We start from the raw sequence: 14,644 nt of genomic DNA, 5'->3' as shown, positions 1-14,644 counted from the left end.
ATTGGGGAGTGTATGAAACGAATTCTTATTGCGGGCGCAGTAATGCTGATGAGCGCCAGCGCATTGGCCGATGAGTGCGACAAAGCGACCACTCAGCTTGAACTAAACACCTGTAGCGCGCAGCAGTATCAGGCTGCCGATAAAAAACTCAACCAGACGTACCAGGCCGTCATCAAACGCGCGGCAGCCCCCCAGCGAGATCTGCTGAAAAAGGCGCAGCAGGCCTGGATTGCCCTGCGCGATGCGGACTGCACATTTATCGGTTCGGGTACAGAAGGAGGCAGCGTTCAGCCCATGATCGTTAATCAGTGTCTGGCGGAAAAAACCGTGGAGCGTGAAGCGTTTCTGGCCTCGCTGATGCAGTGTGAAGAGGGCGACTTAAGCTGCCCTCTCCCGCCGGGAAACTAACGCACGCGGATCCCTTCAATGATCATCTGCTGCACATTTTCCAGCGTGCTCTGGAAAAACGCCTCATCCTGGAGCGTTTTTCCGGTCACCGCCTCAACCTGGGCCGCAAAGTCAGCGTAATGCTGAGTGGAGGCCCAAATCATAAAGATCAGATGATGCGGATCGACCGGTGCCAGTTTCCCGCTGGCGACCCATCCGGCAATAATGGCCGATTTATCATCAACCAGCTGCTTTAAATCCCCCGTCAGTTCCGCCTGCAACAGCGGCGCGCCCTGCAGCATCTCCAGACAGAACAGCCTTGATGCCTGCGGGTAATCACGCGACACCTCAAGTTTCAGGCGGATGTACTCCTTAATAGCCACCAGCGGAGCCAGCTCTTCACGGAATGCTTTGAGGGGTGCCAACCAGATATCAAGGATCTGCTGCATCACCGCCACATAGAGCGCCTCTTTCGACGGATAGTAGTAGAGCAGATTGGTTTTGGACACCCCGGACTGCTCCGCCACCTGCTCCAGGCGCGTGCCGTGAATACCAAACTGTGAAAAAGTCTCCAGCGCCGCGCTGAGGATCGCCTGCTTCTTGGCGCTCACGGCCTGCGAACGTTTACCGGGTGTTTTCACTGCGCCTTGTGTCATTCCTGCTCTCCATTTTCTGCATTGCCCTCAGCATAGCAAAACCCCTGTCTCGCCACGACATTCTGCACTCCGATCGCGCATGAGTGCCTGTTTTCTGTGCAATGTTTTTGACCATTTAGTCCACATTTTATCGCATCAAACCACCAACTTCTGGTTAACACATTAATAACACTGCCATTTTCAAAACTGGCACTGCCTTTGCAAAAACACCGTTACACCTGCGACGTAATGAAGAGAGGTTCGTGATGAAAATTGGCGTATTCGTCCCTATCGGCAACAACGGCTGGCTTATCTCGACCACCGCACCGCAATACATGCCGACCTTCGAGCTGAATAAAGCCATCGTGCAGAAAGCGGAGCACTACCATTTCGATTTTGCGCTTTCGATGATCAAGCTGCGCGGCTTTGGCGGCAAAACCGAATTCTGGGATCACAACCTGGAGTCCTTCACTCTGATGGCCGGGCTGGCCGCGGTAACCTCGCGTATTCAGATCTACGCCACCGCCGCCACCCTCACTCTGCCACCTGCAATTGTGGCGCGTATGGCCTCCACCATCGACTCCATCTCCGGCGGGCGCTTTGGCGTCAATCTGGTGACCGGCTGGCAAAAACCAGAGTATGAACAGATGGGACTCTGGCCGGGTGACGATTACTTCTCTCGCCGCTACGACTACCTCACCGAGTATGTGCAGGTGCTGCGCGATCTGTGGGGCACCGGCAAAAGCGATTTCAAAGGTGACTTCTTCACCATGAATGACTGTCGCGTCAGCCCGCAGCCTTCTGTCCCTATGAAAGTCATTTGCGCCGGACAGAGCGACGCGGGGATGGAATTCTCTGCTAAATACGCTGACTTCAACTTCTGCTTCGGAAAAGGCGTAAACACGCCTGCCGCCTTCGCCCCGACCGCCGCACGGATGAAAGAGGCCGCCGACAAAACCGGGCGCGACGTAGGTTCCTACGTGCTGTTTATGGTGATTGCCGACGAGACCGACGACGCCGCTCGCGCCAGATGGGAGCGTTACAAAGATGGCGCAGACGAGGAGGCGCTAAGCTGGCTCACCGAACAGAGCCAGAAGGATACCCGTTCCGGCTCAGATACCAACGTGCGCCAGATGGCCGACCCGACCTCCGCCGTCAATATCAATATGGGTACGCTGGTTGGCTCGTACGCCAGCGTCGCCAGAATGCTGGATGAAGTGGCCGCAGTGCCTGGCGCTGAAGGCGTCCTGCTGACCTTCGATGATTTCCTCACCGGCGTGGAAACCTTCGGCGAGCGCATCCAGCCGCTGATGCAGTGCCGCGCCCATATTCCCGCTATCACAAAGGAGGTCGCGTAATGACAACACTTGCTGCACGTCCGGAAACCATCACGTTTGATGCACAGCAGAGCGCCCTGATTGTGGTGGATATGCAAAACGCCTACGCCAGTCAGGGCGGCTATCTGGATTTGGCGGGGTTCGACGTTTCCGCTACTAAACCGGTGATTGAGAACATTAAAACTGCCGTAGCCGCCGCCCGCGCCGCCGGGATGCTCATCATCTGGTTTCAGAACGGCTGGGACGATCAATACGTGGAGGCTGGAGGCCCTGGCTCGCCCAACTTCCACAAATCGAACGCCCTGAAAACCATGCGCAAACAACCCGAGTTACAGGGCAAGCTGCTGGCAAAAGGCGGATGGGATTACCAGCTGGTGGATGAACTGGTTCCTGAGCCAGGCGATATCGTGCTGCCCAAACCGCGCTACAGCGGCTTTTTCAACACCCCACTCGACAGCCTGCTGCGCAGCCGGGGTATTCGTCACCTGGTCTTCACCGGTATTGCCACCAACGTATGTGTGGAATCCACGCTGCGTGACGGCTTTTTCCTTGAGTATTTCGGTGTCGTGCTGGAAGACGCGACGCATCAGGCCGGGCCAGAATTCGCCCAGAAAGCGGCTCTGTTCAATATCGAAACCTTTTTTGGCTGGGTGAGTAATGTGGCTGATTTCTGCGACGCCCTGAATCCCCCACTCGCCCGTATTGCCTGAGGAGACACATGATGCCGAAATCCGTAATCATCCCCGCTGGCACCAGCACGCCGATTGCTCCGTTTGTTCCCGGCACCCTTGCCGATGGCGTGGTGTATGTCTCCGGCACGCTGCCATTTGATAAAGACAATAACGTGGTGTTTATCAACGACCCAAAGGCGCAAGCGCGCCACGTGCTGGAGACGATCAAAAATGTGATCGAAACAGCGGGTGGCACCATGGAGGATGTGACCTTCAACAGCATCTTTATCACCGACTGGAAAAACTACGCCGCGATTAACGAAATCTACGCGGAGTTCTTCCCCGGTGATAAACCGGCCCGGTTCTGCATTCAGTGCGGGCTGGTGAAGCCGGAGGCGCTCGTTGAGATTGCGTCCGTTGCACACATCGCGAAGTGAGGCCGCCATGAAACTCTCTGTCTCACAGCCCCCGTATGAGGGGGCACCCGTGGTGGTGCTGATTGCCGGACTCGGCGGCAGCGGCAGCTACTGGCTGCCCCAGTTGGCCACACTGGAGAAGGAGTATCAGGTGGTGTGCTATGACCAGCGCGGTACGGGCAATAATCCCACCACCCTGCCGGAAGGTTATAGCCTTGCTGAGATGGCCGACGAGCTGGCGCAGGCGCTGAATGATGCCGGGATCACGCGCTACTGCGTGGTGGGCCATGCGCTGGGAGCGCTGGTGGGTCTGCAGCTGGCGCTCGATAAACCAGAATCGTTGACTGCGCTGGTGTGCGTCAACGGCTGGCTGACCCTGAACGCCCATACCCGCCGCTGCTTTCAGATCCGCGAGCGTCTGCTGCATGCGGGTGGTGCGCAGGCGTGGGTAGAGGCACAGCCGCTGTTCCTCTACCCGGCTGACTGGATGGCCGCCCGCGCGCCGCGTCTTGAGGCAGAAGACGCTCTGGCGCTGGCCCACTTTCAGGGTAAAGCCAACCTGTTGCGCAGGCTGGACGCACTGAAAAAGGCCGACTTCAGCCGCCACGCCGCACGCATTCGCTGCCCGGTACACATTATCTGTTCCGTTGACGACATGCTGGTGCCCTCGGTGTGCTCCACGGAACTGCAGGTAGCGATCCCACACAGCCACAAGGCGGTGATGCGCCAGGGCGGCCATGCCTGCAACGTCACCGAACCTGACATCTTTAACACCCTGCTGCTGAACGGGCTTGCCAGCCTGCTGCACAGCCCTGAACCCGCTTTATAAGGAGTTTTGATGAGCGAAGCCATTAACCCCACCGCGCTGGAGACGTTATTTACTGGCGCGCGCACTCACAACGGCTGGCAGGACATTCCGGTCAGCGACGAGACGCTGCGCGAGATCTACAACCTGATGAAATGGGGACCCACGTCCGCCAATTGCTCCCCGGCGCGGATTGTGTTTGTAAGAAGTGCAGAGGGAAAAGAGAAGCTGCGCCCGGCCCTCTCCAGCGGCAACCTGGAGAAAACCCTCACCGCCCCGGTTACAGCCATTGTGGCCTGGGACGGGGAATTCTACGAGCGCCTGCCCGAACTGTTCCCGCATGGCGATGCCAGAAGCTGGTTTACCTCAAGCCCGGCACTTGCCGAAGAGACCGCCTTTCGCAACAGCTCAATGCAGGCCGCATACCTTATTTTTGCCTGTCGTGCCCTGGGGCTGGATACCGGCCCAATGTCCGGCTTTGACCGACAAAAAGTCGATGAGGCCTTTTTCACCGGCACAACGCTTAAAAGCAATCTGCTGATCAACATTGGCTATGGTGATACGAACAAACTTTACGGACGCCTGCCGCGCCTGGACTTCGACGATGCCTGCGGGCTGGCGTAAGGAGAGATGATGACAACACCGGATAAACAGACCTTTCGCGACGCCATGGCCTGCGTTGGCGCGGCGGTCAACATCATCACCACCGACGGCCCGGCGGGGATGGCAGGCTTCACCGCCAGCGCCGTGTGCAGCGTCACGGATTCACCGCCCACTTTGCTGGTGTGCCTGAACCGTGGCGCATCGGTCTGGCCGACCTTTAGCGCAAACCGCACGCTTTGCGTGAATACCCTGAGCGCCGGGCAAGAGCCGCTATCCAACCTGTTTGGTGGTAAAACCCCCATGGAGGAACGTTTTGCCGCCGCCCGCTGGCAGACGGGCGACACGGGTTGTCCGCGTCTGGAAGCGGCGCTGGCCTCGTTTGACTGCCGTATCAGCCAGGTGGTCAGCGTGGGTACCCACGACATCCTGTTTTGCGACATTGTTTCGATTATTCGCCACCCCGCACCGCAAGGGCTGGTGTGGTTCGACCGCGGCTACCACGCGCTTATGCGACCCGCCTGTTAACCCTCCTTAAGGAGATAGCTCATGGCAATGTTCGGATTTCCCCACTGGCAGTTGAAATCGACCTCCACAGAACCTGGCGTGGTCGCGCCGGATGAAAGGCTCCCTCTCGGGCAAACCCTGGTGATGGGCGTCCAGCACGCGGTCGCGATGTTTGGCGCCACGGTGCTGATGCCGATGCTAATGGGGCTTGACCCCAATCTCTCCATTTTGATGTCAGGTATCGGTACGCTGTTGTTCTTTTTTGTCACCGGCGGGCGCGTCCCCAGCTATCTGGGCTCTAGCGCCGCTTTTGTGGGGGTGCTCATCGCCACTACCGGATTTAACGGCCAGGGGATCAACCCTAACCTGAGCGTGGCCCTCGGCGGCATCATCGCCTGCGGTCTGGTCTACACCCTGATCGGTCTGGTGGTGATGAAGATCGGAACACGCTGGATCGAACGCATGATGCCTCCGGTTGTGACCGGGGCGGTAGTGATGGCGATTGGTCTGAACCTCGCGCCAATTGCGGTCAGAAGTGTTTCCGGCTCGCCGTTTGAAAGCTGGATGGCGGTGATCACCGTGCTCTGTATCGGTCTGGTAGCGGTGTTCACCCGGGGGATGATCCAGCGGCTGCTGATTCTGGTCGGGCTGATTGTCGCCTGCCTGGTCTATGCCCTGCTGGCGAACGTTTTTGGCCTTGGCAAACCGGTCGATTTTACCCAGCTTCATCAGGCTGCCTGGTTCGGCATGCCGCAGATCACCTCTCCCACCTTTAACACCCAGGCGATGATGCTCATCGCGCCCGTGGCGGTGATCCTGGTGGCAGAGAACTTAGGCCACCTGAAAGCAGTGGCGGGGATGACCGGGCGCAGTATGGACCCGTATATGGGCCGCGCATTTGTCGGTGACGGGCTGGCGACTATGCTCTCCGGCTCGGTGGGCGGCAGTGGCGTGACCACCTATGCCGAGAATATCGGCGTGATGGCGGTGACTAAAGTCTATTCGACACTGGTCTTTGTGGCGGCAGCGGTGATGGCCATGCTGCTCGGTTTCTCACCGAAATTCGGGGCTTTGATCCATACCATTCCGTCGCCGGTGATTGGCGGGGCATCCATTGTGGTGTTTGGGCTTATCGCTGTGGCCGGCGCGCGTATCTGGGTACAGCATCGCGTCGATCTCAGCCAGAACAGCAACCTGATTATGGTGGCGGTCACGCTGGTACTGGGCGCGGGCGATTTTGCCCTGACGCTGGGCGGGTTTACGATTGGCGGAATTGGTACGGCAACCTTTGGCGCGATTCTGCTTAACGCCCTGCTGAGCCGCCGGAAAGCGACTGCACCGCAGTGCGAGGTCGTGCATCAGGAGTCGTGAAACCTGTATGTCGGGTAATGGCGATGCCTTACCCGACCTGCATGTTCAGTAAGAACAACAGGATGTAGCGTAATCACTCTTGCTCAAACAGTCGTTCGATAGATTTTGTAGGGAAGAACAGAGAATTGCTGTTATCCCCTTGCAGCGGAATAAAACCTTGCTTCAGATAGAACCTTTTTGCCTGCTCATTAAGCGCATCAACAAAAAGGCCATGCACACCCACAGCCTGTGAAGCCAGGTAAACAACCCGCATAGCATGCGTGACGAGTGTTGTCCCCCATTCATTTCCCTGTAGTGTTTTATGAACAGCTAAACGTCCCAAAGTCACACTGGGTACGTTGATATAGGGGATCCTGCGCTGCTGGGTCTTAGAAGGGAGCATCGCTTTTTCAAAGCAACTTCCAGACAACGTGTAGTAGCCCAGCACGTGTGGATGGTCACGATCTTTTAGCAGATAGCCGCGCAGAATGCGCCCATTGTGCTGGCGCACCAGATGCTCTCTCAGGAAGGCATTTAGCGAGGGCTCACCACAATCGAAATCCTCGAAAGCGTATTCGGTTCCCTCTGAAAACATTTCGATCGTGAGATTTTCCACGACGCTTCACTCCATGTTTTTTAGACGCTTTGCGGCTCGCTTCAGGCGTTCATTCGGCTCGGGTGGATTGTCGATGGCATCCATTACGGCATTCCACGATGCTTCGTTTAATACGAGACGTCGATGCTGATCGATGACTTCTGCAGCACGTTCCGAAGCACTGTTCACCATAAACTGGGTGATCGTTTGATTCGTCATCGCCGCCGCTTCTTCAATCATTGTTTTGTCTTCGTCGGTTAAGCGAAGATCGATACGCTGTTTTTTAAGTGCTGGCATGATTTACTTTTCTATGTACGGTATTTGTCCGTACATATCCTGGAGAAATCTGTGCATTTTTTCAATCAAAACCTTTTTCAACCGTCAAATCACTCACCTCTCTTTGGCGCTTGCGGAGCTTTAGCTCACTCACCAACACCCCAACGACGATAAACGCCGCACCAACCAGCGCCAGCAGCGGTAAACGTTCTCCAGCGAGACGCCCGAAAATCCCGGCCCAGACGGGTTCTCCTGTGTAGATCACCGTCGCCCGCGTCGGGGATACGCTGCGCTGCGCCCAGTTCATGGTGACCTGAATAATGGCGCTAAAGATGCCCAACCCCAGCGCGACCACAATCAACCCGGTGGACATCGGCGGCACAGACTCCCCTGCCGGAACCATCGCCGCAAACGCCACCAGCGATGCCGTAGCGAGCTGCACCACCGTCACGCGCTTAACGTCAACCTTGCCCGCCCAGGCGCTGATCAGAATAATTTCCGCGGCAATGGCAATGGCTCCCACCAGGGTGATGATCTCCCCCGGCCCCAGTGCCAGCAGGTTGTTTTCCGGCCCGGCAAGTAAAATCAGACCAATAAACGCCAGTACGATACCAATACAGGACATCAATCCCGGTAGTCGCCCAAGACACAGCCACTGCAGTAACGGCACCAGCGGTACATACATGGCGGTGATAAACGCCGATTTACTGCTGGATATCGTCTGTAACCCCCACGTTTGCAGGCTGTAGCCCATCGCAATTGCCACCCCGATTGCGATGCCCGCCTTAAGCTCTTTAAGCGTCAGTCCACGCAGCGTTTTAAGCGATATCAGCCCCACGGCAATCGCTGCCGTCGCAAAGCGCAGACCAACAAAAAAGAACGGATCGCTGAGGGTCACCGCGTACTGGACGGCCAGAAAGGTCCCGCCCCAAAACATGGTGATAAGAATGAGGATGGCTTCCTGCGGTTTAACGGAGAATTTGAAGCGTGAGACAGACATGCGGCACCAGAAATTAAACTCAATTCTGTAGTGTGCGTTGCCTTTGGTTACAGTTCAATGTTGCAGAAATAAAAAAACCGCCGGGAAACCCCGGCGGCAGGGGTCCAGCCCGGCATATTACTTGTTACTGCCATGGCTGTTTTTACCCCCTTTTTTGCCAGCCTCTGATGCGCGCTGAGGGTCATTTTTGAAGTTACCCCCGCTGGACTGGCCACCTTTACGACCTGCTTCTGATGCTCTTTCACGGTCTTCAGCGAAATTACCTGAACCACCACGATGGTTTGCCATCTCTAACCTCCAGGATGTGAAACATTAGACATCATATTGCATTCAGTAAAAGAGGATTCTTTCACCTCGCGACACCAGGTGAGTACCTTTATCTGTGTCACGTGAGACTAAGCTTAGTGGAGTGAGGCGATCAGGCAAGTCACAGGTAATATCCTGCAACATGATCTCAGCCTTTCGTATGAGATTGCGTAACGGCCATTAATAAGCCTTTCTTATCGTTTCAAAAATCGACCGCCAAAAAGTTGTTTCATTTTGCTACAAAGCGTTTTCTCATCCATTTTGTTATAAATCAAAGAAATGCCGTTCATTTTTGCAGTATGGCTGTGATGGCATATCTTTAAATGAACGCAGCGATCCGCTGCCAGAAAAAACAAACGAGGAGTGATGCAAAATGGCAAAAGTTCTGGTGCTCTATTATTCCATGTATGGACACATCGAAACCATGGCTCACGCGGTAGCAGAAGGTGCAAACAGGGTGGATGGCGTTGAGGTTGTGGTGAAGCGCGTACCGGAAACCATGCAGGCAGAAGCCTTCGCGAAGGCCGGGGGGAAAACACAAAATGCCCCGGTCGCCACGCCTCAGGAGCTGGCAGATTACGATGCCATTATCTTCGGGACACCTACCCGCTTTGGCAATATGTCCGGCCAGATGCGCACCTTCCTCGATCAAACCGGCGGGTTATGGGCCTCAGGCGCATTGTACGGCAAGCTTGCCAGCGTCTTCAGCTCCACCGGAACCGGTGGCGGCCAGGAACAAACCATCACCTCAACCTGGACGACCCTTGCTCATCACGGAATGGTCATTGTGCCAATTGGCTACGGCGCACAGGAGTTATTTGATGTTTCTCAGGTACGTGGCGGAACACCTTACGGTGCAACCACCATTGCCGGTGGCGATGGCTCCCGACAGCCGAGCAATGAAGAGCTCACTATCGCCCGCTATCAGGGTGAATATGTCGCAGGTCTCGCCAAAAAACTGAACGGCTAACCCAACAGGAGGACAAGTATGCCTACTCAAGAATCAAAAGCCCACCGCGTGGGTGAATGGGCAAGTTTACGCAATACCTCTCCGGAGATTGCCGAAGCCATTTTTGAAGTCGCAAAATATGACGAGAAGCTGGCAGAGCAGATTTGGGAAGAAGGCAGCGATGAAGTGCTAATGCGCGCCTTCGAAAAGACGGACAAAGACGCGCTCTTCTGGGGTGAGCAAACCATCGAACGTAAAAACGTCTGAAACAATCCCCCCGCCAGGGCGGGGGGTATCTTCTATTTCGCCGCGTTGTTGATTACCGCATTGAATTTATCGACCGGACAGAAACCGTTGGCATCAACCGGACATCCCTTCAGTTCCAGCGTCACGCGCTGCGCCGGAGACTGCAGCGACAGCACGCTGGCGTTTCGCAGCTGCTCCGAACTCTGATAGACATACTCAATTTTCATCAGCTCCTGATTGGCATTTTTGTCATGCCAGCGCTGGAAGACAATCTTGCCGCCAATCGGGGTACGTTCGTGCTGGTCGTGCAGTTGATACGGTTTGAAATCCAGCGCGGTGAGCAGCGAAGCAATGTTCGAATCATGCCCCACCAGCACGGTGATTTTTGGCGCTTTGGCCTGATCGGTCACCAGGGCTTTGTCGATATATTTCACCAGCGGTTTCGCCACGTTTTGCGCCACTTCGGTGGAGGTAAACAGCGAATCCTGATAGCCGTTCTTCAGCTTCGACAACACGCGCCACTGCTGGTCGGTTTTGATTTCTCCCCAGGCCACCTTATCGGCCGGGAAACCTTCGTAATACTGCAGCGTAAACGCATCGACCAGCGAGTTACCCACTTTCAACGGTCCGGATACGCCGGGCTCTTTTTCATAGTCTGCGCTGAAGGTATCTTTCGCGTCCGCCAGAGAGCATATTTTCTTCTCTTTGCAGGACGGCGAATCAGCATAATTGGTCATCTGCTCCAGCAGCTTATAGCTTTCTCCGAGCTGCATTTTCTGCCGTTCCGCTTCCATCGCCTTCAGCGCTTTTTCTCGGAACTCAGGCGAGTTATCGGTAATCACCGGATTAAAGGTCGGATCCATGGTGCCCATTTTTTCCTGGTGATGCACAGGGATATCGCATCCAGGGAAGGCCCCCGTGATGAAGAACTGCGCGGTGGCAACGGTACGTTGCAGGCTGTTGGCATAGGCGTAGACGCTATCCGCTGGCGGACATTCTCCCGTCTTCACCATCCCCTGCTCAGCCAGCCATTCCCGCATGTAATGGCCCATGTAGACTTCAAGCACGCCACCTTTGGTGGTGAGCTGACCGCCTGGTACCTCCCATTCCGGCCACTGCTTCGGCGTCGATTGTTCCAGTACGCTGCCGTTATTGGCGAGCGGCGCGCGTAGGTTATGACGACTCATAATTAAAACTTGCTCCAGCTGATACCCTTCCGGCGTCTCTTGCGCCTGCACGCCAAATGTCGCTGAAATGGAACCGGCGATTGCCAGCGCGAGTAGTGCTTTTCTCATCCCTAATTCCTCACTCGTTTTAAATGTCGCGTTTAGTGTGACAGATTCGTGACACTTTTCCGGGAAGCATTTCTCAAACTGATGAATAACAGACTTACCCGGTAGACAGATTAGTTTTATAATAAAACCATACCCCACCGGAGAATTGACTGTGAAACGTACCCGTCTTGAAGAGAGCACCTGCCCTGTAGCCCGTTCGCTGGATATCATCGGCGACTGGTGGTCATTGCTGATTGTTCGCGACGCGTTGCGGGGGATTACGCGCTTCGGTGAGTTCCAGAAAAGCCTCGGTATCGCGAAAAACATGCTGACCACGCGTCTGAAACTGCTGGTCGACGAAGGTATCCTCACGCTCCAGCCGGCATCCGACGGCAGCGCCTGGCAGGAGTATGTCCTGACCGATAAAGGGCGCGCCCTGCAGACGGTACTGGTTGCTCTGTCGCAGTGGGGCAATGAATTTTTGTTTGCTGAAGACGAATTCGGCACCGTGCTGGTCGATACCGAACAGCGTAAACCTCTGCGTAAACTGGCACTTATCGCCGACGATGGCCGCGAATTGACACCTGAAGAGATCGTGCCAAAACTTCCTTCCTGACCCGCTTCGCCAGGCAAAAACAAAAAATCGCCAGCAAAATGGTTGCATTATAAAACCAAATGACAGAGAGTAAATTAAGTTTCATATTGAAACCAAATAACCCACTTTGCTCAGAGGTAACACACGATGACTACGCAACTCACTACCGCCCTGATTACGGGCGCCTCTTCCGGAATTGGCGCTGTTTATGCCGATCGTCTTGCTGCACGTGGTACCAACCTGGTGCTGGTCGCCCGACGTGAAGCACGTCTGCAAACGCTGGCCGCGGATCTTCGTAAGCGCTATGGCGTATCAGTTGATATTCTGGTCGCCGATCTGACCGAGGAAACCGGGATCCGCGCCGTGGAAGAGGAATTGCGCAGCAATACCGCTATCGACACGCTGATTAACAACGCAGGCACGGCGCAGATGGCGCCCTTCCTCTCGGGCGATGTGGCGCAGCATCAGGCGATTAATACCCTTAACACCACGGCATTGATGCGTTTGACGTATGCGATCCTGCCGCGTCTGGCGCAAAACAATCGCGGTACGCTGATCAATATCGCCTCGGTATTGTCCCTGCATGTGCGGGCGGGTAGCGCGCTGTACAGTGCCACCAAGGCGTGGGTGCTTAGCTTTACCCGCGGGCTACAGGAAGAGTTTGCCGACAGCAATGTGCGTATTCAGGCTGTTTTACCTGCCGCCACGGCTACAGAGATCTGGAGTCATTCTGGCGTGACGGTTAACGATCTGCCGGAAGGCTCGGTGATGACGACCGACGATATGGTCGACGCATCGCTGGCGGGTCTGGATCAGGGCGAACTGATCACCATTCCACCGATGCATGACGTCAGCCTGTGGGAACGCTACGAAGTCGCACGTCTTGAGCTGTTTAACAGCGCGCGCACCGGTATTCCTGCACCGCGCTATGTCAAACAGTAGTCTATCGTTTGAGCTGGTCGCCGTATTCACGCATCCAGGCGGCCAGCGGCGAGAGCGCGCCCTGTAGGGTTAACCCCAGTTCAGTTATCTGATACTCCACACGCGGCGGGATCTCCGGGTAAATCGTGCGCGACACCAGCCCGCGCTGCTCGAACAAACGCAATTGTTTCGTTAGCTCTTTTTGCGTAATGGGAGCGGCGGCGCGCAGCAGATCGCCAAAGCGAACCGGTGTATTCAACACAATCAGGCGATAGAGGATCGGGATCGCCCATTTACCCGAAATCAGGTTCACAAACTGGGTCATCGGACACAGATAAACGTCAGATTTTTTTTCGCCGGGAACATCGAGTAATTCCGCCATCGCACACCTCTTGCCTCATTAGTATCCAAACGGTACCTGGTTTCCTTTCGATACTAACGTTTCTATAGTGCTTTCTCCAGAGTCATTTCAGGAGAAGAACATGGGTCGTTTAGCAGGTAAATATACGCTGATTACCGGCGGGACCAGCGGCATAGGCCTTGCCACCGCGCAGGAGTTTATCGCCGAAGGGGCGCACGTGGCCGTCACCGGACGTCATCCGGAAACCCTTGCGGAAGCGCAACGCATTCTGGGCGACAAAGCCTGGGTGATCCCCTCTGATGCGGGAGATATCGCCGCACAAAAAGCGCTAACGGAGACGCTCGCCTCGCGTTGGCCGCGGCTGGATGCCGTCTTTATCAACGCCGGAGACGTGACGCACGGTCTGCTGGAAGAGTGGCAGGAAGATGCCTGGGATCGTCTGATGCGCATCAACCTGAAAGGGCCGTTTTTTTTGATTCAGGCCCTGCTACCGCTGCTCAATAATCCTTCCTCGGTGATCCTTTGTGGGTCCGTGAGCGCGCGTATCGGTCTGCCTACCAGCAGCGTTTATGCGGCAAGCAAGGCGGGCTTACTGTCGCTGGCCCGAACGCTATCAGCAGAGCTGCTGTCGCGCGGCATTCGCGTCAACGGTTTAAGCCCGGGTCCGGTAGAAACCCCGGCGCTCAACAAGCTGGGGTTAAGCGCCGAAGCGCAGAAAGCCTTACAGGGGGATATTGCAAACCTGGTCCCGCTGGGAAGAATGGGGACGCCGAAAGAGCTGGCGAAAGCCGCACTCTATCTGGCCTCCGACGAATCGAGCTACACGCTAGGTACGGAACTGCTGGTCGACGGCGGAACAGGAAACCTGTAGTTCAAAAGGCGCTGATGCCGGTAACAATGCCGACGTACAGCGCCGCCCATACGGCCGCAGAGAACAGACTGACGACGTATACCTTCGCCACGTTAAGCCTGAGCATACCCGCTGCCAGCGGCACGATATAGCGCAGCACCGCCAGAAAACGCGCAGTGAACAGCACCAGCACGCCGTTTTTCTGTAGCTGATGTTGCACCCGTAAAAATTTGCCGGCATGTTTTGCGGTGAAGCGTGCCACCCACCGCGTGTTCCCCATCAACTGACCGATATGGTAATTCAGCACCGAACCCACCGTTGCGCCCATCACCACGGCCAGCCATGCCAGCGCAGGATGCATGCTAGCCTGGCTGACGGTAATGCCCGCCAATAGCATCACCGAGGCAGGCGGCAGCACGGAAGAGATCAGCACCGTCGATTTACTCAGTGCCATGATAAACAACACCGCAAAAAGGTGTGCCGGATAAAGCGCAAAATGATTCAGCAGATTGTCGAGCCATGTCATTTTCCCCTCCTCCATTTTTCTTTTCACTCTCCATTTA

Annotated in this window: 21 protein-coding genes; 13 read left to right on the top strand and 8 right to left on the bottom strand. The window is 55.8% G+C overall.

All coding sequences use genetic code 11. The annotated features are described in order from the left end of the window. Positions 1 to 12: 12 nt before the first annotated feature. Positions 13 to 408, top strand: a complete 396-nt coding sequence (locus LCD46_07940) for a lysozyme inhibitor LprI family protein (protein ID UOY72229.1) — start codon at positions 13 to 15, stop codon at positions 406 to 408. Here the strand turns inward: LCD46_07940 and rutR are convergent. Further along, positions 405 to 1,043: an HTH-type transcriptional regulator RutR gene (rutR, locus tag LCD46_07935; protein ID UOY72228.1), complete on the bottom strand. Its 639-nt coding sequence runs from the start codon at positions 1,041 to 1,043 to the stop codon at positions 405 to 407. The genes LCD46_07940 and rutR overlap by 4 nt on opposite strands. Positions 1,044 to 1,288: 245 nt before the next feature. Between rutR and rutA the strand changes: the two genes are divergently transcribed. The 7 genes from rutA to rutG are packed head-to-tail and all read left to right on the top strand — an operon-like array spanning position 1,289 to position 6,729. Next, positions 1,289 to 2,380, top strand: coding sequence for a pyrimidine utilization protein A (gene rutA / locus LCD46_07930; GenBank protein ID UOY72227.1), 1,092 nt, complete (start codon positions 1,289 to 1,291; stop codon positions 2,378 to 2,380). After that, complete coding sequence (gene rutB / locus LCD46_07925; protein ID UOY72226.1) at positions 2,380 to 3,069, top strand: pyrimidine utilization protein B; 690 nt, start codon at positions 2,380 to 2,382, stop codon at positions 3,067 to 3,069. Before rutA ends, rutB begins: the two co-directional genes overlap by 1 nt. Before the next feature lie 11 nt (positions 3,070 to 3,080). After that, a complete protein-coding gene (rutC, locus tag LCD46_07920; protein UOY72916.1) occupies positions 3,081 to 3,467 on the top strand; it encodes a pyrimidine utilization protein C in 387 nt (128 codons plus the stop codon). A 7-nt stretch (positions 3,468 to 3,474) separates the two neighbouring features. Next, positions 3,475 to 4,275, top strand: coding sequence for a pyrimidine utilization protein D (gene rutD, locus LCD46_07915; GenBank protein ID UOY72225.1), 801 nt, complete (start codon positions 3,475 to 3,477; stop codon positions 4,273 to 4,275). Between the two features lie 9 nt (positions 4,276 to 4,284). Beyond that, complete coding sequence (locus tag LCD46_07910) at positions 4,285 to 4,875, top strand: malonic semialdehyde reductase (protein UOY72224.1); 591 nt, start codon at positions 4,285 to 4,287, stop codon at positions 4,873 to 4,875. Positions 4,876 to 4,884: 9 nt separating this feature from the next. After that, the gene (gene rutF, locus LCD46_07905) at positions 4,885 to 5,379 is read left to right on the top strand and encodes a pyrimidine utilization flavin reductase protein F (protein UOY72915.1); all 495 of its coding nucleotides are present in this window, start codon (positions 4,885 to 4,887) and stop codon (positions 5,377 to 5,379) included. A 21-nt stretch (positions 5,380 to 5,400) separates the two neighbouring features. Further along, positions 5,401 to 6,729 (top strand): pyrimidine utilization transport protein G, encoded by a 1,329-nt coding sequence (gene rutG / locus LCD46_07900; protein UOY72223.1) that lies wholly within the window; start codon positions 5,401 to 5,403, stop codon positions 6,727 to 6,729. A gap of 73 nt (positions 6,730 to 6,802) precedes the next feature. Here rutG and LCD46_07895 read toward each other — a convergent pair whose 3' ends face one another. From LCD46_07895 to LCD46_07880, 4 genes are all read right to left on the bottom strand, one after another. Next, positions 6,803 to 7,324, bottom strand: coding sequence for a GNAT family N-acetyltransferase (locus LCD46_07895; protein ID UOY72222.1), 522 nt, complete (start codon positions 7,322 to 7,324; stop codon positions 6,803 to 6,805). A 6-nt stretch (positions 7,325 to 7,330) separates the two neighbouring features. After that, positions 7,331 to 7,600 (bottom strand): DUF1778 domain-containing protein, encoded by a 270-nt coding sequence (locus tag LCD46_07890; protein ID UOY72221.1) that lies wholly within the window; start codon positions 7,598 to 7,600, stop codon positions 7,331 to 7,333. Between the two features lie 61 nt (positions 7,601 to 7,661). Next, positions 7,662 to 8,579, bottom strand: coding sequence for a DMT family transporter (locus tag LCD46_07885; GenBank protein UOY72220.1), 918 nt, complete (start codon positions 8,577 to 8,579; stop codon positions 7,662 to 7,664). A 117-nt stretch (positions 8,580 to 8,696) separates the two neighbouring features. Further along, positions 8,697 to 8,867, bottom strand: coding sequence for a general stress protein (locus tag LCD46_07880; protein UOY72219.1), 171 nt, complete (start codon positions 8,865 to 8,867; stop codon positions 8,697 to 8,699). 391 nt (positions 8,868 to 9,258) lie between these two features. Here LCD46_07880 and wrbA point away from each other — a divergent pair, with 391 nt between their 5' ends. Both wrbA and LCD46_07870 read left to right on the top strand, forming a co-directional pair. Continuing rightward, entirely contained in the window at positions 9,259 to 9,855 is a 597-nt protein-coding gene (gene wrbA, locus LCD46_07875; GenBank protein UOY72218.1) for an NAD(P)H:quinone oxidoreductase, read from the top strand. An 18-nt stretch (positions 9,856 to 9,873) separates the two neighbouring features. Next, positions 9,874 to 10,101 carry a YccJ family protein gene (locus tag LCD46_07870; GenBank protein ID UOY72217.1) on the top strand — a complete coding sequence of 76 codons (228 nt, stop codon included), beginning with the start codon at positions 9,874 to 9,876 and terminating at the stop codon, positions 10,099 to 10,101. A 32-nt stretch (positions 10,102 to 10,133) separates the two neighbouring features. Here the strand turns inward: LCD46_07870 and agp are convergent, their stop codons facing one another. Continuing rightward, on the bottom strand, positions 10,134 to 11,375 hold the full coding sequence (agp, locus tag LCD46_07865) for a bifunctional glucose-1-phosphatase/inositol phosphatase (protein UOY72216.1): 1,242 nt from the start codon (positions 11,373 to 11,375) through the stop codon (positions 10,134 to 10,136). 151 nt (positions 11,376 to 11,526) lie between these two features. On the opposite strand from agp, the gene LCD46_07860 reads away from it, so the two are divergent. Both LCD46_07860 and LCD46_07855 read left to right on the top strand, forming a co-directional pair. Continuing rightward, positions 11,527 to 11,970 (top strand): helix-turn-helix transcriptional regulator, encoded by a 444-nt coding sequence (locus LCD46_07860; GenBank protein UOY72215.1) that lies wholly within the window; start codon positions 11,527 to 11,529, stop codon positions 11,968 to 11,970. Between the two features lie 126 nt (positions 11,971 to 12,096). Further along, positions 12,097 to 12,891 (top strand): SDR family oxidoreductase, encoded by a 795-nt coding sequence (locus LCD46_07855; protein ID UOY72214.1) that lies wholly within the window; start codon positions 12,097 to 12,099, stop codon positions 12,889 to 12,891. A 1-nt stretch (position 12,892) separates the two neighbouring features. Here LCD46_07855 and LCD46_07850 read toward each other — a convergent pair whose 3' ends face one another. Continuing rightward, positions 12,893 to 13,252, bottom strand: coding sequence for a helix-turn-helix transcriptional regulator (locus LCD46_07850; protein ID UOY72213.1), 360 nt, complete (start codon positions 13,250 to 13,252; stop codon positions 12,893 to 12,895). 100 nt (positions 13,253 to 13,352) lie between these two features. Between LCD46_07850 and LCD46_07845 the strand changes: the two genes are divergently transcribed. Continuing rightward, on the top strand, positions 13,353 to 14,102 hold the full coding sequence (locus LCD46_07845; GenBank protein ID UOY72212.1) for an SDR family oxidoreductase: 750 nt from the start codon (positions 13,353 to 13,355) through the stop codon (positions 14,100 to 14,102). A 1-nt stretch (position 14,103) separates the two neighbouring features. Here the strand turns inward: LCD46_07845 and LCD46_07840 are convergent, their stop codons facing one another. Next, positions 14,104 to 14,607, bottom strand: a complete 504-nt coding sequence (locus LCD46_07840; protein UOY72211.1) for a DedA family protein — start codon at positions 14,605 to 14,607, stop codon at positions 14,104 to 14,106. Positions 14,608 to 14,644 lie beyond the last annotated feature (37 nt).

This window comes from Enterobacter ludwigii (genome assembly GCA_023023105.1).
GTDB lineage: Bacteria > Pseudomonadota > Gammaproteobacteria > Enterobacterales > Enterobacteriaceae > Enterobacter > Enterobacter adelaidei.
This window is presented reverse-complemented; position numbering and strand designations above follow the sequence as displayed.

Coding starts and splice junctions, on each gene's coding strand:
- LCD46_07850 (UOY72213.1), bottom strand. CDS start 13,252: ATGGCGGAATTACTCGATGTTCCCGGCGAAAAAAAATCTGACGTTTAT.
- rutG (UOY72223.1), top strand. CDS start 5,401: ATGGCAATGTTCGGATTTCCCCACTGGCAGTTGAAATCGACCTCCACA.
- agp (UOY72216.1), bottom strand. CDS start 11,375: ATGAGAAAAGCACTACTCGCGCTGGCAATCGCCGGTTCCATTTCAGCG.
- LCD46_07870 (UOY72217.1), top strand. CDS start 9,874: ATGCCTACTCAAGAATCAAAAGCCCACCGCGTGGGTGAATGGGCAAGT.
- LCD46_07880 (UOY72219.1), bottom strand. CDS start 8,867: ATGGCAAACCATCGTGGTGGTTCAGGTAATTTCGCTGAAGACCGTGAA.
- rutR (UOY72228.1), bottom strand. CDS start 1,043: ATGACACAAGGCGCAGTGAAAACACCCGGTAAACGTTCGCAGGCCGTG.
- LCD46_07855 (UOY72214.1), top strand. CDS start 12,097: ATGACTACGCAACTCACTACCGCCCTGATTACGGGCGCCTCTTCCGGA.
- LCD46_07845 (UOY72212.1), top strand. CDS start 13,353: ATGGGTCGTTTAGCAGGTAAATATACGCTGATTACCGGCGGGACCAGC.
- rutB (UOY72226.1), top strand. CDS start 2,380: ATGACAACACTTGCTGCACGTCCGGAAACCATCACGTTTGATGCACAG.
- LCD46_07910 (UOY72224.1), top strand. CDS start 4,285: ATGAGCGAAGCCATTAACCCCACCGCGCTGGAGACGTTATTTACTGGC.
- LCD46_07840 (UOY72211.1), bottom strand. CDS start 14,607: ATGACATGGCTCGACAATCTGCTGAATCATTTTGCGCTTTATCCGGCA.
- rutC (UOY72916.1), top strand. CDS start 3,081: ATGCCGAAATCCGTAATCATCCCCGCTGGCACCAGCACGCCGATTGCT.
- rutF (UOY72915.1), top strand. CDS start 4,885: ATGACAACACCGGATAAACAGACCTTTCGCGACGCCATGGCCTGCGTT.
- rutA (UOY72227.1), top strand. CDS start 1,289: ATGAAAATTGGCGTATTCGTCCCTATCGGCAACAACGGCTGGCTTATC.
- LCD46_07885 (UOY72220.1), bottom strand. CDS start 8,579: ATGTCTGTCTCACGCTTCAAATTCTCCGTTAAACCGCAGGAAGCCATC.
- rutD (UOY72225.1), top strand. CDS start 3,475: ATGAAACTCTCTGTCTCACAGCCCCCGTATGAGGGGGCACCCGTGGTG.
- LCD46_07890 (UOY72221.1), bottom strand. CDS start 7,600: ATGCCAGCACTTAAAAAACAGCGTATCGATCTTCGCTTAACCGACGAA.
- LCD46_07940 (UOY72229.1), top strand. CDS start 13: ATGAAACGAATTCTTATTGCGGGCGCAGTAATGCTGATGAGCGCCAGC.
- wrbA (UOY72218.1), top strand. CDS start 9,259: ATGGCAAAAGTTCTGGTGCTCTATTATTCCATGTATGGACACATCGAA.